Here is a 16,521-nt window from a genome sequence, read left to right as displayed (position 1 = left end):
TGCCGGTCCCGTGCTCACATGCTGAACCGCCATTTCTCGATTTATCTGATCGCCTACATCCTGCCCGCGGCGGTGGGCTTCTTCGCCGTCACGGCCTATACGCGGCTCCTCAGCCCGGCGCAGTACGGCGTCTATGTCGTCGGCATCAGCCTCGCCGGCATTCTGGGCGCGATCTTCTTCGCCTGGATCAAGCTGTCGGTGTCGCGCTATCAGGCGATGTCGGCAGAGGTGGATTTTCGCGGCACGGCGATGGTCGCCTTCGCCCTCACCGCTGCCGTACTCTGCGCCACGACCCCCTTGGTCTTCTTGGTCCGCAACGACGTCGGTGTCGAGCTGCTGCTCGCCAGCATGTTCGTCGCGATCATGGCCAATGCCGTCGATGTCGGTCAGGAGTTCGAGCGCGCCAAATTGCGTCCCTACCGCTTCGCCGCGATCTCGATCGTGCGCAGCGTGGCGAGCGTCGGATTCGGTCTGCTTGCCATCTGGCTCGGCTGGGGCGGATTGGGGCTGCTGGCCGCGTTCGGCCTGGGCTCGCTGACCGGGATCATATTGAACCTGGTCGGCGACCGCACCAGGATCGCACGCTTCCAGCGCAGCCAGTTCATGCAGCTGGCCCGCTACGGCCTGCCGCTGACGCTGGCCGGATTGTCCGTTGCGGTCTATTCGGCCTGCGACCGGCTCATCGTCGCTTACCTGCTCGGCAAGGATGCCGCCGGCATCTTCGGCGTCGCGGCCGACCTGCCGCGCCAGTTCATGGTCATGATCGCATCCAGCGTTGCCGCTGCCACCGTGCCGCTGGTGTTCCGGTCTTTGTCCGAGAACAACAAGGAGACGACGCGGGAGCGCTTGACCGAAAGCCTCGAGCTCCTGCTCGTCGTGGTCACGCCCGTTGCGGTCTGGCTCGCGCTTGCGGCGGACCAGGTTGCCGGCACCCTCGTCGGCGTCGACTTCCGTGCCGGCGTGTCGGCACTGCTGCCGACCCTGGTGCTCGCCCGCTTCTTCGGGATCGCCAATCAGTTCTACGTGCAGATCAGCTTCCAGCTCGCCGAGCGTCCCTTCATGCTGGCGGCGCAGTCCTTCCTCACCTTGGTCGTCAGCGTGGTGTTGATGGTCGTGCTGGTCGCCGGCTACGGCATCTACGGCGCTGCGCTGGCGACGCTCGCGACCGAGGCGATCGGTTTGCTCGTTGCAATCGTCCTGATGCACCGCGCCCACCCGGTCCCGTTCGACCTCGGCCGTCTCGCCGGCATTGCGGTCTCCGCAGCCTTGATGGCGGCGGCGATCCTGCTGGCGCGATCGCAAGCGGGTGGCACGGGTCTCGTGGCGCTCGTCATTGTCAGCCTCGCCGGCGGCCTTGCTTATGTCGCGACTGGCTGGCTCCTCAACGTCGCCAATGTCCGGACGCTCTCGCTGCGTTTCCTGCGGACGTTCAACCGGAGGGCCCTGGGAGTCTAGCCCGGATTCGTGCCCCAGGCGGCCGAGTTCCAGGTGGATGGGAACTTTGCGCGAGCGAGCAATATTGACCAGCAACTCTGAACCCGGCGGTCCATGCTGGCTTTATCATCGCCCCTTATCGGCAATCGATCGGTGACTGGGAGTGCTGTAACGCTCTCGCCGGGCTGCGCCGCATCGTCGGTCGCGGTCCTCCAAAGGCGCGTCAATAGGAGAGATGTGTGGCGAGCGGATACATATTCAATAACAGGGGAATCCGCGCCGGCGTTCTGGACGGCGCATCGATTTTCGACCTCACCGGCAAGAAAGTTTACGACCTTCGGGGCAACAATATCTACCGCCTCTCGGGCGAGCTGGTCGGCCATACGCTCGACGCGTCGGGCTCTGACAAGCGCCTGGACCGCGACAGCGAAGCGCTGCTCTCCGTCCAGGAATCGCCGGAACCCGAGGAGCCCGATAATCGTCCTGCACCGCAAAGGCAGCCATCCGCAACTTTTGTGGAAGCAATACGCCTGCGCCGGATCATCTCCGACACCCCGTCCGATCGTCCCAAGAAAGGGTGATCGTGCAGTCCCGCGGTTTTTACGAATACTTCGCGCAGCGGCAGGCGATGCCCGATGCGGAGCCAGTCAACCCAAAAATCTATTGCAGCGGCGACCGCACCCTGGTCGCAGCATCGTAGATCAGGATCTGCAGCATCGGGAACCTGTCGAGCAGCTCGGCGCCGGCTGCTCGGGCTGCCGTTTCGCTTTCATAACGGGTCTTGAAGTGGCCATCGACGATAAGTGAGAAGCCATCGGTCGGTGCTACGTCAGCCCTTTGAATCGTTCTCGGCTCGATCTCTTCGACTTGCATGGTCGGCTTTTTCATGGGGTACCTTCGATCGTTGCAGGAGACGGGCTCGAGGCGCGCTTGCCTCCAACTGTCTCAGTTGTCCCTCGCGATCTCAGGCTTGTCGTACAAGACCGCGTTGAGGAGGGAACTGTGGACCTCGATCTTGCCGTTGTAAGTGATAAAGCCGAGCTTGCGAAATTTGTTCATGAAAAAGCTGACGCGGGATCGGGTCGTCCCGATCATCTCTGCGAGTGTCTCCTGGCTCATCTGCACGGACATGGGCTGAGTGGCGCCATCCGTGCCGAAATTCGCCAGCACCAGCAGAAGACGCGCAAGCCGCTTCTCGCTCGAATTGAACAACTGGTCGATCAGGTCTTCTTCGATGCGGCTGTTTCGATAACCTGATGGAGAGAGCTTCAGTCTAGCAGGCCCTCGCCGGACACGTTAGGCCAATCTTGCGGGGGCGGCGTTTGGCGCAAGCGCTGGCAGGCGCCTGCCGTGCGAATATGCCTGGAACGAACGTCGTCGGGGTGACTTGGTGATGGCGACCGGATGTGATGCCCACTCATCATATCTGATGAATGGCGGCCCTGGTTCGCACCCCCGTGCTGGGGCCGCTTCCTTGCGTGCGCTCCTTCAGCTGCTATTCGGCTGATCTCATCGGATCGTCCATGGATCTTTGGACATTCCCGCACTTGGAGCACTCGAAGATGCGCAGATTGGGGCCGTCGCGACTTGCCCCGACGTGAGTCAGCATCATGCGGCTCCGGCAGGTCGGGCAGAGTGGTCTTGGTATCGGAATCAACGTCGGTTCTGGGCGACCATAGACCTCGGACATATGAAGTTACTCCTCATATCGCGGGGTACGCTGGGCCTGAAGCCGCCGCCGATGACAGCCGATTCGCCGGCCGCGAGCGGTGAGCATGCCGCGCTCGTCTGTCAGCCTCTGTTCAATATTGCTCACATTGTCGGAATTACCGGACGGCGAATGGGTCCGATCTCACGTTTCCGATCTCGGTCGGGTGCGCCTTGCCGGCGCGCAAATTCGGCGGGAAGCAGTGCCGGTGTGAGCAATATTGCTCAGCAGAAGATTAAGGCACGGATCAGTATGCGCGCGTCGGGGGCACGACCTCAGAATTGCTGCCGAAGGCGTCCGGGGCGATCGCAGCATTTCTTCGGCGGACGTCGGGAGCAGACCGGAAATGACCCAGGGAATGCCGGAGATTCGCGCAACGGCGCAGTTGCTCGCCCGCTATCGCGAGCCGGACAGTGCGCGCGGTGTTCTCGAACTGGCGATCACGGCAATTCCGCTCTGCGTCATCTGGGCTCTGATCTGGGCCGCTCTTGACCAAGGCTATTGGTTCGCTGTGCTGCTCGAGGTGCCCGCGGCGGGCTTGCTGGTCCGTCTGTTCATGATCCAGCATGATTGCGGACATGGCTCATTCTTCCGCGGCCGGGCTGCGAACGATTGGGTCGGCCGAGCCATCGGGGTGGTGACGCTGACACCATACGATTATTGGCGGCATAACCATGCCGGCCATCATGCGAACTCCGGCAATCTCGATCACCGAGGCTTGGGCGACATCGATACGTTGACCGTGCGCGAGTTTCGCGACCAGCCGCGATGGCGTCGGGTGCTATACCGATTGTATCGGCATCCCATCGTGATGTTTGGCGTCGGTCCCGCCTATTTGTTCATCCTGAAGCATCGATTGCCGATCGGGCTGATGCGCGGCGGCTGGACCCCCTGGCTGAGTACGATGGGCACGAACGCCGCGATCGCGATTCTCGTCGCCGCGATGATTCAGCTGGTCGGCTATGGGCCATTCCTGCTGGTACACCTGCCGATCGTCGTTCTGGCGGCGTCGATCGGTGTCTGGCTGTTCTACGTCCAGCACCAGTTCGAGCACGCCTACTGGTCCCATGACGAGAATTGGAATTTTCACGATGCCGCGCTGCACGGCAGCTCGCACTACCAATTGCCGGCTGTCTTGCGATGGTTTACGGCAAATATCGGCGTCCACCACATCCATCATTTGTGCAGTCGAATTCCCTGCTATCGCCTGCCGGAGGTGTTGCGGGACCATCCACAGCTCGCCGGCGTCGGACGGATTACGCTGCTCCAGAGCTTGCGGACCGTGCGGCTGAACTTGTGGGACGAGGAGCGGCTGCAACTCGTTTCCTTTGGCGAAGCTGCCTTGACCTCAACCGCCTCGCCGACGCCGTTGAAGGCGTGAATCTCCGCGCACCGCGGTTGCGTTTATGGCCGGGGTTCGGCCGAAAGATGCTGGGCGTTTAGCCACCTTTCTCGATCAAAAGCCTGTCGGTTCAAAGGATATGGGCCGTTCTTGCCGCATCGCGTCCATTTCCGCAGCGAGGACAAGAACCCGCGGATCCGACCCTCCAGGGCGGACATTTCGCCGCAGTGACAGACCGCCAGCCTCGGGCGCGAGCCACCCTTCCGCCTGCGCAAGCCGTCGTATATGAGAGATTGGTTGCCGAAGCGGGCCGAATATCGCCACAGACGGAACGTATGGCGGCTGTGATTTCTTAATCCAAAGATCGCAATCTGACACGTAATCGACATGAGCGCGGACTGGCATTTCGACCGGGGAGTGGCATGAGAGACCGACTGACGACGGCGCAATCCACCTCGGCAATGCGGCGTTGGGGCCCCGGCATTGCGACCCTGGCGGCGATGATGGCATTTGCTGCTCTGAGCCCGGCCGGAGCCGCTAAGCAGGCGCGCCAGGCGGCCGAGGCGGTGGCGCCGCGGCAGGCCGGCGACCCGATCATGGCGATCGTCTCGATCAAGAGCCAGCAGGTCACCTTCTACGACGCGGACGGCTGGATCCTGCGCGCGCCGGTCTCGACAGGCACCACGGGACGCGAGACGCCCGCCGGCGTCTTCGCCATCCTCGAGAAGGACAAGGACCACCGCTCGACCATGTACGACGATGCCTGGATGCCCAACATGCAGCGCATCACCTGGAACGGCATCGCGCTGCATGGCGGACCGCTGCCCGGCTATGCCGCCTCGCACGGCTGCGTTCGCATGCCGTTCGGCTTCGCCGAGAACCTGTTCGACAAGACCTATATCGGGATGCGGGTGATCATCTCGCCGCACGACACGGTCCCGACTGAGATCTCTCATCCCTCGCTGTTCGTGCCGAAGCCGGAGGCCATCGCGGCAGCGCCCCGCCGGGCCGACAAGCTCTCCGTCGAGGCGGAGGAGGCGACAAGGGCTGCCGACGAGGCCAAGAAGGCTGCTTCCGTCGCCGCGAAGGAAGCTGCCTCGCTCCCCGCCGCGCTGCGCAAGCTGGAACAGCAGAAGGCCCGCGCGGATGCCGAACTCGCCTTCGCCGACAAGACGCTCGCGAACGCCAAGACCGATCAGGCCCGCGCCAAGGCCGAGGAGCTGAAGCAGAAGGCGGTAGCGAAGGCTGCCGACGCGGCGACGCAGCTCGATACCGCCAAGGCCGCCGCGCAGCCGAAGCGCGATGCCGTGGCGGTGACGAAGGAAGCCGCGAAGGTCGCGGCGGCCAGAAAGGCCGAGGCCGTCAAGGCCGCGACCGACGCGAAGCTCGCGGGCGAACCGGTCTCGGTCTATATCAGCCGCGCCACGCAGAAGCTCTACGTGCGGCGAAACACCCACAAGCCGGCGCCAGACGGCGGCGGTGAGGTGTTCGACACCAGCATCGAGGCCCCCGTCACGATCCGCAATCCCGAGCAGCCGCTCGGCACGCATATCTTCACGGCGATGGCGAAAACCGATGCGGGCCTGCGCTGGAGCGTGGTCACGATCGAGAACGGCGACGAGGCCCGCAATGCTCTCGATCGCATCACCATCCCGCAGGACGTGTGGGATCGCATCGGGCCGACGGCATTGCCGCGCTCCTCGATCGTCGTCTCGGACGAGCCGCTGAGCAGCGAGACCAATTACCGCACCGAGTTCGTCGCGGTGCTCAGCAATGAGCCGCAGGGCGGCTTCATCACCCGCAAGCCGACCGCGCCTGCCATGATCGCGAGCGACGACGGCTGGGACAACGGCTTCGGCTTCTTCTTCCAGCAGCGCGATCCGTACGTCCAGCAGGCCAATCCGCGCCGGCGCAGCCAATATCAGTATTATCAGCCGGCGCAGCCGATGCAGCGCGGCTTTTGGTAAGGAAGCCGGGCTTGCCTGCGGCGCAGGCTTATGGCCGCGCCGTGATCACCAGGGCCTGGATCTTGGCTTCGACCGGTCCGGACCCATGGCGCGCGCGGATCGCAGCGGCGACAGCGTCCGTCGCGGCCTGAAGATTGCCGCCGCTTCTCGCCTCGATTTCGCCGCGCAGCGGCGTACCCTGGCAATAGGCGAACGCCACGAGGTCGGGCGACGGTGCGCGGCTGGTGGCTGCCAGTGTTTCGATCGAGACGTTGTCGAAACCTGCGCGTGCGAGATCGGCCCGTATGATCGCCTGGTCGAAATAGCCGTGCGGTGTCCGCGCCATGAAGCGGGGCGGATCGTCGGGAAACAGCTTGCTCAGGGCGGTCGTTGCGTCATCGGCGAACACGTTCTCCTCGATGCGGTCCCAGACATTGAAGAGAAACGTGCCGCCGGGCTTCAGGACGCGCTTTGCCTCTGAGTAACCCTTGACGCGGTCCGGAAAGAACATGGCGCCGAACTGGCAGCAGACCACGTCGAACTCGGCGTTGCCGAACGGAAGCGCCAACGCATCCGCCTGGCGCCAGGTGATGCGGTCATCGCCCGCCTGACGCTGCGCCGCGACCGCGAGCATCGGCTCGTTGAGGTCGGTCGCAACGTAGCGGACGCGGCCCGGCAACGCCGCCGCCACGGCGCGCGTCACGGCGCCGGTGCCGGCCGCGATCTCGAGCAGCGCGGATGGCGAGAGCGCGGCGATGCGTCTTGCGATGTCGTCGGCGTAACCGGCGAAGATCATCGGGACGAGATGCTCATCGTAGAGTTTTGGGATGGAGCCGGCGAAAACCTTGTCAGTGTCGGACATGCCTGCCTCGCTGAAGGTTCGGACGTGAGGCCCACCCTTACCACGGATGCGCCGGTAAGGATGTGAAATAGACCGGTTCAGCACGGCGTTGCGCTCTCAGCGAACATCGGCAAGGTCGGTCATCGCGCCTTACGATCTTCCGCCGCCGACCTCGCGGATCGGCCGCGCGCCGTCCCAATTCAGTGCGGCCTGCCGAACCTTCTCGAAGAACGGGCCCTTGGTGCCGCTGATGTCGGAGATCTCGATCACCGTGCCGGGATGGGCCTGCGTGTCGAAATAGGCAAAGCGTCCCCGTTCGCCGCCGATCTGGCCTTCATGGCCGATCCTGTAACCGAGCCCGAGCGCCTTGTCGTAGAGCGCCTGGTAGTCGTGGCTCCAGTAGGACATGTGCTGCAGGCCCTCGTGGCCGGCGTCCAGAAACTCCTTGTACAGCGACGGCGCCTCGTTGCGCTGCTGGATCAGCTCGATCTGGAGGTCGCCCGAATTGGCCAGCGCAATGCTCATCTCGACGGCAGAGTCCCGGCCGCGATGGCGAAACCAGTCGGTTCTGACGCGGTCCATGTAGTACCAGGGGCCGACACCCATCACCTCGATCCAGTGCCTCATCGCGGCGTGGATGTCCCGCACCACATATCCGTTCTGGCGCACCGCGCCGAAGATGTGGCTCATGCCCGCGCTCCTGTTCTCTGCTTGTCACGAGGGGACCTCATCCTGAGGGCCCGCCGCAGGCGGGCGTCTCGAAGGATGGCCGCATGCGAGCTGCCTGCGACGTTCCTGTTCACTTGACCTCGATGCCGGCGTCCTTGGCAACCTGCTTCCAGGCTGCGATGTCGCGGGCGTTGATGTCGCGCTGCTCCTCGCCGGGCACGAATTGCGGCGTGATGCCCAGTGCGAGCAGCTTCCCCTTCACCAGATCATCGCCAAGCGCCTCCTTCAGCGCCGCCGACAGCTTCTTCGCGATCGGTTCGGCAAGGCCGGCCGGCGCATACATCGCCCAGGACAGGTTGCGGTCGAACGGCACGCCCTGCTCCTTGTAGCTGGCGACGTCAGGCAGGCTCGGCGAACGCTCGCCGCACGCGGCCAGCGCCTTGATCGAGCCGTCCTTCACCAGCGGCGTCGCGGTCGCGACATCGAGCGTCGCCAGCGAGATGTGGCCGCCGAGCAGGTCGCCGGCCAGTTTCTCGATGCCGTTGAACGGCACGTGATCCATCTTGATGCCGGTCTGCTGCATCAGAATTTCGGCACAGAACTGCCCGGTCGAGCCGACACCCCAACTGCCGTACTGGACCGGCTCGCCCTTCTTGGCCAGCGCGACCAGGCCCTTGATGTCATTGGCGGCGAAATTCCTGGTCGCGACCAGCATGATCGAGGAGGTGCCGACGCGGCCGATGGTGGTGAAATCCTTGATCGGATCGTAGGGCAGCTTTGGATAGATCGCGGGGGCCAGCACATGCGTGGTCATGCCGCCGACGGTGATGGTGTAGCCGTCGTTCGGAGATGTCGCGACCATCTGCGTGCCGAGCGTGCCGGCCGCACCGGTGTGGTTCTCGATATAGATGCTCTGTCCGAGCGTCTTGCCCATCCTGTCCGCAAGCAGCCGGCCGACCACGTCACCGCCGCCGCCGGCCGCATAGGGCAGCAGCATCTTGATCTTGTGGGTGGGGTAGGCGGCCGGATCCTCGGCAGATGCGGGCGCTGCCGCAGACAGGATCAGCAGTGACGATGTGACGAGGCGAAGCGTCATGATGGCTTGCCGCGCGGGCAAGAGGCGGGCGAGGCGTGCCATGGCGTTGTCTCCCGATTGCTCTCCGCTTATCGAACGGAGTTGAATGCCACCCGCGTGCATTGTTGCTGCATCGCGGTCGACGATCGCCGCCTATGACATGAAGACGAACGATCGTTCGTACGGTTGACTAACGAACGATCGTTCGTTAGTCAAGCCGCCATGGTTGTCCATACCTCCACCGCTGCGGCCGCACCCACGACGCGCGAGCGCATCCTCACCGAAGCGCTCAACCTGTTCGCGCAGAGCGGCTATGGCGGAGCCTCGATGCGCGAGCTGGCGCGCCGCGTCGGCATCCGCGAGAGCAGCCTCTACAACCATTTTCCCGGCAAGGCAGCGATCCTGGAGGCGATCGTGGCCGAGCACGGTCCGGCGAGTTCGGCGAGCCGGCTGGAAGAGCCGCGCTACAAGCAGCTCGCGCGCCAGCCTGCCGCGTTCTGCCGCCAGTTTGCGCTCGACCTCGTCGAGCAATGGTCCGATCCGCGCGAGCACCAGTTCCAGAAGGTCATCACCGCCGAGCGCAACCGCGTCCCCGGCATCCGCGCCAAATTCGCCGACCATTTCTACGCGCGCGAGCAGAGCCTGATGACGGATTATTTCCGCGGCTTCGCGCTGGCCGGCCTGGTGTCGACGCCGGATCCGCGCGAGACCGCCCGGCTGTTCGCGGCGGGCCTGATCTACATCCGTCTCGAGCATTACGTGATGGGCGCAGCACCTTCGCCGCGGGCGAAGGTGCTTGAAGCGATCGACCGCTATCTCGCCTTCTTCCTGTCGCTGATCGCGGCGGGCGGCGAGACCGACAACAAGAAAAGAAAGCCAAAGGGAGAGAACCGTGGCAAGGCTGCCTCTGATTGATCCGGAGACGACCAGCGGCGACATCCGCGCCTCGTTCGACCGCATGCCGGTCAAGCTCAACATCTTCCGCATGATGGCCCACGCCGAGGCCAACATGATTCCGGCGATGCGGCTCGGCAACTCGATCCTGCACAAGCAGAAGCTATCTTCCGTCAACCGCGAGCTTCTGATCCTCCAGGCCGCGCAGCTAGAGGGCGGCGCCTATGAGTGGCGCCAGCACGTGCCGATCGCGCTCGGCGTCGGCTGCACGCAGGCCCAGGTCGATGCGGTCGAGCGCGGCGACTACGATGCTGAGGCCTTGAGCGAGGCCGAGCGCGCGCTGCTGAACTTCGGCCGCGAGGTGGTCGAAAACGTTCGCGTTGCCGCGGCGACTTTCGCTGCCATGCGTCGCCATTTCAGCGATCAGGAGATCGTGGAGTCCATCGTCGCGCTCGGCTTCTACATGATGATGGCGCGCCTCACGGAAGCGACCGAAACCGATCTCGATCCCGCCGCCGGCATGAAGGTCTATGACGGCGGCAAGACATAAGGCGGCTGGCGATGGCGGAGACCGAGAGCAAACCGGAGCGCTACGTCCGTCCGCCGAGCGCGGAATCGCTGGGTGAAGCGCCGGGCAGGGCGCGACTGAAAGGCCGCCATATCCTCATCGTCGGCGGCGGCCAGCGCGTGTTCGATGCCGTGACCGATCCGATCGGCAACGGACGCGCCATGAGCATTCTGTGTGCGCGCGAGGGCGCGAAGGTCGCGGTCGCCGATCTCAACCACGCCTCCGCGCAGCAGACCGTCAAGCGCATCACCGACGAAGGCGGCGAGGCCTTCGCCATTGTCGCCGACGTCACGCGCGAGACCGATGTTGTCAGCATGATCGAGGAGGCGCATCGCGCCATGGGCGGCCTCGACGGCATGGTGCTGAACATCGGCACCTTCGGCAAGACCGGCCTCGATAACGTCAGCCCGGAAGAGTGGAACAGGATCTACGACGTCAATGTTCGCGGCCCCATGCTGTGCTGCCGCGCCGCGTTGCCGAAACTCGACGACGGCGGCGCCATCGTCTTCATCTCCTCGATCGCCGCGCTGAAGGCCGGATCGCAAATGGCGGTGTATGATTCGTCGAAAGCCGCACTCGGCGGCCTGATGCGCAACATCGCCCATCTCGGCGCGCGCCGCGGCATCCGCGCCAACCTGGTCTATCCCGGCCTCGTCGACACCCCGAACGGCCGCGAAGCCGGCGCCGGCCGCCCCAATCGCGGCAAGGGCCACATCCCGTTCGGCCGCCAGGCCACGGCGTGGGAGGTTGCCTACGCCGTGCTGTTCTTCCTGTCCGACGAAAGCGTCTATGTCACCGCGCAAACGCTCGCGGTGGATAGCGGCCTGAGCGGGATGTGAAGCGCTCCATCCGGACTACTGCTGACCACACCCACAACCGTCATCCTGAGGTGCTTACCTTGCGATGCGAGAGCATCGCGAGGTGAGCCTCGAAGGATGGGCTACAGGCGCCCGCGGCCCATCCTTCGAGGCGCGCAAGGGCGCGCACCTCAGGATGACGGCGTGCTTGCGGACGCAAAAGAAGGGGGCCTACCGCACGTGCGATCGCGCGCGACAGATGAGGTGATCGAGCGAGATGTGTCCGGGTCCATAGGCCATGAGGGCGAGCGCCATGGCGGCCCAGGTGAGGTGGATGGGCCAGCCGTCGGGCACCGTGAGCTCGACGATGACAGTCATGAACAGCAGCCCAAGCCCTGCGAACCGCGTGCCCAGTCCGAGCACGAGGAGGATCGGAAACATGATCTCGCCGGAGCCCGACAGGAATGCCATCACAGTCGGCGCAGGAAAGTGGTAAGGCCCGCCCGGCAGGTGCAGCATGAACTCGTCGCTGAACAGCGTCACGGCGGTGTCGTTGAGCCTGAGGAAGCCGTCCCATTTGAGCAGACCTGAGCGCCAGAACGGCACCGCGAGCGCGAGGCGCAGCACGAGCAGGACCAGCGAGGGGACGGCGATCGCCTGCACCAGCTGATTGGCCTTGTCGACGAGCAGCCAGGGCGACGGCAGGCCGCCGTCGGTCGCCATGCGTTGGTCCGTGATCATCATGCGTCTCCAGCAGCAAGCGAGGTGAATGCACCGGCCTCGATCAGGCCGGCAATGTTCGAGGCGATGTCGAAGCCGGGCGAAGCATCCAGGGCTGTCGTGGCAGCTTCGCCGAGCGGCTGGCCGGATGCGAGGCATGCAGCAAAGACGGCGCCGCCGGCGGGAAGATGCCGCACCGCGACGTCGAATTCGGGCCGTGTGATCAGCGCGTCCTCCGGCCTGGACGCATCGATGCGCTCGACCGGTGCGCCGTCGCGATTGGCGGCGAAGATCGTCACCGCAGCGTACCGCGAACGAACGATCCGCATCGCCGGATGTGGGATGAAGACGGCGTCCGCCAGACGCTCCGGGGCAATCGCGGACAGCCGGGCCGGGGACAGCGGCGCGGCGTCGCCCGCATGATAGGCATCGAGCCAGGCCCGTTCGATGCGGGCGACATCGGCAAGCCAGGGCATCGCCTGCGCATGCTCATAGGTTTCGATGAACCCGGGAAGCTCGCGGCCATACTCGAACAGCAGCGGCGAGGTCGGCGGATGGCTGCGCACATGGAAGCGCGCCATGGCGCGGAAGAACTCGGCGCCGGTGATGCGCTGCACCGCCGGATAGACCGCGGCCAGCGCCTCGATCAGGCTGACGGTGACATTGTTGCGGTAGACATCGTAGCGCCGGCTGGCGGCCTTTCCGTTCGGGCCGGTCACGATCTCAGGCGTTTCGCGCGCGGGATCCAGCAGCGCCTGCGCGAACGAAGTGGCAAAGGACAAGCCGGGCTCAGGCCGCATGACGCTCTCCTGCCATCTCTGCGGACTGATGACGGTCGAGGATCACCTGTGCGGCAGCGGCTTCCGCCTGCAGCACCGGCCAGTCCGGAATCCTGCTGTCCCATTCGATCAGCGTCGGCACCGCGCCGCGGCGCTGGATGACGATCTCGTAGAGCTTCCAGACGGCATCCGCCACCGGGCCGTCGTGGCTGTCGATCAACAGCAGATCGCCTTCGTCGTCGGCCTGCTCGGCATGGCCGGCAAGATGAATTTCCTGAACGCGTGACAGCGGGAAGTCCGCGAGATAGTCGAGCGCCGAAAAGCCGTGATTGGCGGCGGAGACGAACACATTGTTGACGTCGAGCAGCAGCCCGCAGCCGGTGCGCTCTGCAATTGCGCGAATGAACTCGGTCTCGCGCATCGAGGATTCGCGGAAGGCGACGTAGGTCGAGGGGTTTTCCAGCAGCAGCGGACGGCGGATTGCCTCCTGCACCTGGTCGATGTGGTCGCAGACGCAAGCAAGCGCCGCTTCGGTATAGGGCAGCGGCAAGAGATCGTTGAAGAAGCTGGTCTCATGGGTCGACCATGCCAGATGCTCGGACACCAGTGCCGGCTGATAGCGCGCGACCAGGCCGCGGAAGCGCGCAAGATGCGCCTTGTCGAGCGGCCGCGGCCCGCCGATCGACATGCAGACCCCATGCAGGGATAGGGAATGGTCGCGGCGGATTGCCTCCAGCGCGCGATGCGGCGGACCGCCGTCGCCCATGTAGTTCTCGGCGTGGACCTCGAAGAAGCCACGCCGAGGCCCGGCCGCGAGGATGGCCGAAAGATGCTCCGGCTTGAAGCTCGTCCCGGCAACGCCGCCGATGGGCGTCGCGAAACGGAGCGGCACGGCCGCAGGTCCGGTCGACTTGGTCACCGTGCTCATCGTGCTGCTCCGTTCGAGCCTGCTGGCGATATCGCGCCGGCCGTTACACCGGCTTCAGCGAGCCCTTCTTGCCGCCCGGCAGCTCGATGCTGGTGCAGGTGCCGCCCTGCACGAATTTCCAGGCGTTGCCCTGGTAGTCGACGGTCGAGGTGCCCTGGCAGGTCGTGCCCGGTCCCGCCGCACAATCGTTCTGGCCCTTCAGCGCGACGCCGAAGCACTTCTCCTTCTTGGCGGCGACGGCCGCATCGCCCTCGGCCTTGGTCAGCGGGCCGGCGGCGGCGAGGGTCGCGAGCGCGGTGGATATGGCGCCGGCGAGGACGAGCGAGGTGACGGCATGCTTGGCAGACATCGAGATTCTCCTGTTCGAGATGGCATCGCCTGGCAGGCAATGCGCGCATGGTCTCCTTCGCTGCGCGCGCAGCCGGGGTTACTTGCCGGCTGCTCACAAACCCGTGAGACCGATTGGATCGGGCGCACCGCGCGGTGCGCTTGGGCCGGTATTTGCGGGCAAGCCTCGGCTCAAAGCCAATGCCTAGGGTCTATCGACACGGTAGCCGCCGCGCATTGGCGGCGGGGGCTCGTTCCTGCCAGACGTAACGGACGCGCGCTGGCGGCGTAGAGCAATGTCAGTGGCTCGAATGGACCGGCAGGAAGACGCGATGAAGGTTGATCACGAACGACGGCTTCGTGCGATCGCAGGGCTGACGGTCAGCATTCGCCTCGCGGTGTCCGCGCTGGTCCTGACGGCGATCCTGCTGACGGCCGCGCTCTCCAGCCTGCTCTGGTGGCGCACGGCGGAGGCGACCAGCCGGCAGCTCGCCTCGACCATCAACGAGCAGATTGTGGCGGCGGTGCGCAAGGAGGTCTCGGCCATCGTCGACGAGGCGCGCGCCGCGCACACCGCGATCCGCACCCTGTTCCTGCAGAACGTGCTCGACACCCGCGAGGCCGACAAGCGCGAGTTCGTGTTTCTCTCGCAATTGCAGTCGCAGGCGACGATCTCCTGGGTCGCCTTCGGCTGGCCCGACGGCTCCTTCTTCGCCGCGCACAAGCTCGGCGATCGTCGCCTGGAGATGATGGAGATCTCGCTGACCGATCATCCGGGCCAGCGCCGCGTCGATGAATATGACGTGGTTCCCGGCGACATCGAATTCGCCAATCGCCGCTTCGAGCCGACCTCATTCCGCGTCGCCGATCAGGCCTGGTTCAGGGCCGGGCTCGACGCGGACGAACCGCAATGGTTCAGGGTGATGGACCACGCGACCGGCGAGCGGCCGTCGATCGCATTCGCGGGGCCGATCGACGTCTATCAGGAGCGGCAAGGCGTTCTGTCCGTCATCATCGAATACACGAGGCTCGCGCGCTTCCTGTCGCAGCTCGAGGTCGGGCGCACGGGGACTGCCTTCATCGTCGATGGCAGCGGCGAACTGGTCGCGGCACCGGACAAGGAGGCCGACGAGCTCCATCCGGCGCGCGGCGACACGACGCTGCTGCCGCTGGCGCGCGCAGCGCTCGACAAGGCGGGGGAGGCCGGCCGCAAGGAGGCGTGGCGGAGCCGGCTCATGTCGGCCGGCGCGGCCTATGAGGTTGCGCTGACGCCGCTGCCGTTTCCCGGCTGGTCGCTCGCCACCGTGATTCCGGAGGCGGAATTCCTCGGCCCGGTGGAGACGACGTTGCACCGCCTGATCCTCGGCCTTGCCATCGGCGCCGTGCTCGCGGCGCTGGCCTCCGCGATGCTGGCGCGCTCAGTCATCGCTGCGCCGCTGTCACGCGTCGCCGGCGAGCTCCGCCATGTCGAAGCTTTTGCGCTGGAGCAGGTCCGCCGCCATCCGTCGCGGCTCAAGGAGATCGCGAGCCTGTCCAGCGCGATCGCGGAGATGGCGGCCGGTTTGTCCGCCTTCCGCAAGTTCATCCCGGCCGATCTGGTCCGCGGCCTGCTGCGTCAGGGCGTCGAGGCGAGGCCCGGCGGCAATGTCCAGGAGCTCAGCGTGATGTTCATCGACATTGCCGGCTTCACCGGGCTGTCGGAGCGGCTGGGCGACCGTGTGGTGCCGCTGCTGTCGCGCTATCTCGACGTCACCTCGGAGATCATCGTCGCCAACGGCGGGACGATCGACAAGTTCATCGGCGACGCGGTGATGGCGTTCTGGGGTGCGCCGCAGCCGCAAGGCGATCACGCCGCGCGATGCTGCCGTGCGGCGCTCGCCTGCCGCAAGGCGGTGGAAGAGTCCGGTCTGGTCGATGATCTCGGCCAGCCGCTCGAGATCCGGATCGGCATCAATTCGGGTCGCATGCTGGTCGGCAATATCGGCTCGGAGCTGCGGCTGAACTACACCGTGATCGGCGATGCCGTGAACGTCGCCAGCCGGCTCGAAGGCGCCAACAAATCCTATGGCACGCAGATCCTGATCGGCGAGACGACCGCGCGTCTGGCGCGCGGCGCCGTCATCACGCGCGAGATCGACAGCATCGCGGTCTACGGCCGGGAGGAGGGACTGTTGGTCCACGAATTGATCGGGATGGTGGACGAAGAGGCCGTCGACGGCGGGGCGATCGGCTGGATCGCGGATTACGAGCGCGGCCTTGCCGCCTATCGCGCGCGGCGGTTCACCGATGCGCTGGCCGATTTCGAGGCCGTGTTGAAACGGCGCCGCCACGATCGTCCCGCCGAGCTGATGCGCGACCGCTGCCGGCAGCTCGCATCGGCCGCGCCCGGTGCCGCCTGGCGGGCCGTGGCGACATTGGCGACGAAATAGCGGCGTCGGAATCCATGACGCTGGCGCTTCAATCACACCATCCGCACCTCACATCAGGCTCTTG

The 16,521-nt window shown here is 65.4% G+C and carries 16 protein-coding genes and 1 pseudogene; 8 read left to right on the top strand and 9 right to left on the bottom strand.

Annotated elements, in window-relative coordinates:
* Window positions 1–18: 18 nt before the first annotated feature.
* Both AC066S_RS12485 and AC066S_RS12480 read left to right on the top strand, forming a co-directional pair.
* Window positions 19–1,455 carry an oligosaccharide flippase family protein gene (locus AC066S_RS12485; RefSeq protein ID WP_135170382.1) on the top strand — a complete coding sequence of 479 codons (1,437 nt, stop codon included), beginning with the start codon at window positions 19–21 and terminating at the stop codon, window positions 1,453–1,455.
* A gap of 218 nt (window positions 1,456–1,673) precedes the next feature.
* Entirely contained in the window at window positions 1,674–2,015 is a 342-nt protein-coding gene (locus AC066S_RS12480; protein ID WP_126260104.1) for a hypothetical protein, read from the top strand.
* Window positions 2,016–2,094: 79 nt separating this feature from the next.
* On the opposite strand, the gene AC066S_RS12475 is transcribed toward AC066S_RS12480, so the two are convergent.
* Window positions 2,095–2,322, bottom strand: a complete 228-nt coding sequence (locus tag AC066S_RS12475) for a hypothetical protein (protein ID WP_126260103.1) — start codon at window positions 2,320–2,322, stop codon at window positions 2,095–2,097.
* 57 nt (window positions 2,323–2,379) lie between these two features.
* Window positions 2,380–2,682: pseudogene (locus tag AC066S_RS12470) on the bottom strand (helix-turn-helix domain-containing protein); the annotation flags it as partial.
* Between the two features lie 806 nt (window positions 2,683–3,488).
* Here AC066S_RS12470 and AC066S_RS12465 point away from each other — a divergent pair.
* Together AC066S_RS12465 and AC066S_RS12460 are read left to right on the top strand one after the other, a co-directional pair.
* Complete coding sequence (locus AC066S_RS12465; RefSeq protein WP_135170383.1) at window positions 3,489–4,523, top strand: fatty acid desaturase; 1,035 nt, start codon at window positions 3,489–3,491, stop codon at window positions 4,521–4,523.
* 383 nt (window positions 4,524–4,906) lie between these two features.
* On the top strand, window positions 4,907–6,451 hold the full coding sequence (locus AC066S_RS12460; RefSeq protein ID WP_126260101.1) for a L,D-transpeptidase: 1,545 nt from the start codon (window positions 4,907–4,909) through the stop codon (window positions 6,449–6,451).
* A 28-nt stretch (window positions 6,452–6,479) separates the two neighbouring features.
* Here the strand turns inward: AC066S_RS12460 and AC066S_RS12455 are convergent, their stop codons facing one another.
* The 3 genes from AC066S_RS12455 to AC066S_RS12445 all read right to left on the bottom strand — a co-directional run bounded on the left by AC066S_RS12455 (window position 6,480) and on the right by AC066S_RS12445 (window position 9,036).
* Window positions 6,480–7,292, bottom strand: coding sequence for a class I SAM-dependent methyltransferase (locus AC066S_RS12455; RefSeq protein ID WP_478269804.1), 813 nt, complete (start codon window positions 7,290–7,292; stop codon window positions 6,480–6,482).
* 129 nt (window positions 7,293–7,421) lie between these two features.
* The gene (locus AC066S_RS12450; RefSeq protein WP_478269803.1) at window positions 7,422–7,961 is read right to left on the bottom strand and encodes a VOC family protein; all 540 of its coding nucleotides are present in this window, start codon (window positions 7,959–7,961) and stop codon (window positions 7,422–7,424) included.
* A gap of 109 nt (window positions 7,962–8,070) precedes the next feature.
* Window positions 8,071–9,036, bottom strand: a complete 966-nt coding sequence (locus AC066S_RS12445; RefSeq protein WP_478269832.1) for a Bug family tripartite tricarboxylate transporter substrate binding protein — start codon at window positions 9,034–9,036, stop codon at window positions 8,071–8,073.
* A gap of 201 nt (window positions 9,037–9,237) precedes the next feature.
* On the opposite strand from AC066S_RS12445, the gene AC066S_RS12440 reads away from it, so the two are divergent.
* Genes AC066S_RS12440 through AC066S_RS12430 form a run of 3 tightly spaced genes read left to right on the top strand, consistent with a single transcriptional unit; the run spans window position 9,238 to window position 11,316 of the window.
* On the top strand, window positions 9,238–9,930 hold the full coding sequence (locus tag AC066S_RS12440) for a TetR/AcrR family transcriptional regulator (protein ID WP_126260097.1): 693 nt from the start codon (window positions 9,238–9,240) through the stop codon (window positions 9,928–9,930).
* A complete protein-coding gene (locus tag AC066S_RS12435) occupies window positions 9,908–10,459 on the top strand; it encodes a carboxymuconolactone decarboxylase family protein (protein WP_478269802.1) in 552 nt (183 codons plus the stop codon). The genes AC066S_RS12440 and AC066S_RS12435 overlap by 23 nt, the downstream gene beginning before the upstream one ends.
* An 11-nt stretch (window positions 10,460–10,470) precedes the next feature.
* Window positions 10,471–11,316: an SDR family NAD(P)-dependent oxidoreductase gene (locus AC066S_RS12430; RefSeq protein WP_478269801.1), complete on the top strand. Its 846-nt coding sequence runs from the start codon at window positions 10,471–10,473 to the stop codon at window positions 11,314–11,316.
* 189 nt (window positions 11,317–11,505) lie between these two features.
* Here AC066S_RS12430 and AC066S_RS12425 read toward each other — a convergent pair whose 3' ends face one another.
* From AC066S_RS12425 to AC066S_RS12410, 4 genes are read right to left on the bottom strand one after another with little or no spacing between them, the layout of a single operon-like run.
* On the bottom strand, window positions 11,506–12,015 hold the full coding sequence (locus AC066S_RS12425; protein WP_478269800.1) for a DoxX family protein: 510 nt from the start codon (window positions 12,013–12,015) through the stop codon (window positions 11,506–11,508).
* The gene (locus AC066S_RS12420) at window positions 12,015–12,794 is read right to left on the bottom strand and encodes an HvfC/BufC N-terminal domain-containing protein (RefSeq protein ID WP_478269799.1); all 780 of its coding nucleotides are present in this window, start codon (window positions 12,792–12,794) and stop codon (window positions 12,015–12,017) included. The genes AC066S_RS12425 and AC066S_RS12420 overlap by 1 nt, the downstream gene beginning before the upstream one ends.
* On the bottom strand, window positions 12,784–13,701 hold the full coding sequence (gene bufB / locus AC066S_RS12415) for an MNIO family bufferin maturase (protein WP_135170392.1): 918 nt from the start codon (window positions 13,699–13,701) through the stop codon (window positions 12,784–12,786). The genes AC066S_RS12420 and bufB overlap by 11 nt, the downstream gene beginning before the upstream one ends.
* Before the next feature lie 43 nt (window positions 13,702–13,744).
* Window positions 13,745–14,050 (bottom strand): BufA1 family periplasmic bufferin-type metallophore, encoded by a 306-nt coding sequence (locus AC066S_RS12410; protein WP_126260085.1) that lies wholly within the window; start codon window positions 14,048–14,050, stop codon window positions 13,745–13,747.
* A gap of 310 nt (window positions 14,051–14,360) precedes the next feature.
* On the opposite strand from AC066S_RS12410, the gene AC066S_RS12405 reads away from it, so the two are divergent.
* Complete coding sequence (locus AC066S_RS12405; RefSeq protein WP_478269798.1) at window positions 14,361–16,457, top strand: adenylate/guanylate cyclase domain-containing protein; 2,097 nt, start codon at window positions 14,361–14,363, stop codon at window positions 16,455–16,457.
* The last annotated feature ends 64 nt before the right edge of the window (window positions 16,458–16,521 follow it).

It is taken from the genome of Bradyrhizobium sp. CFUWI (genome assembly GCF_056429085.1).
Note: the sequence above shows the minus strand (reverse complement) of the source record. Positions and strands in the feature narration are given on the sequence as shown.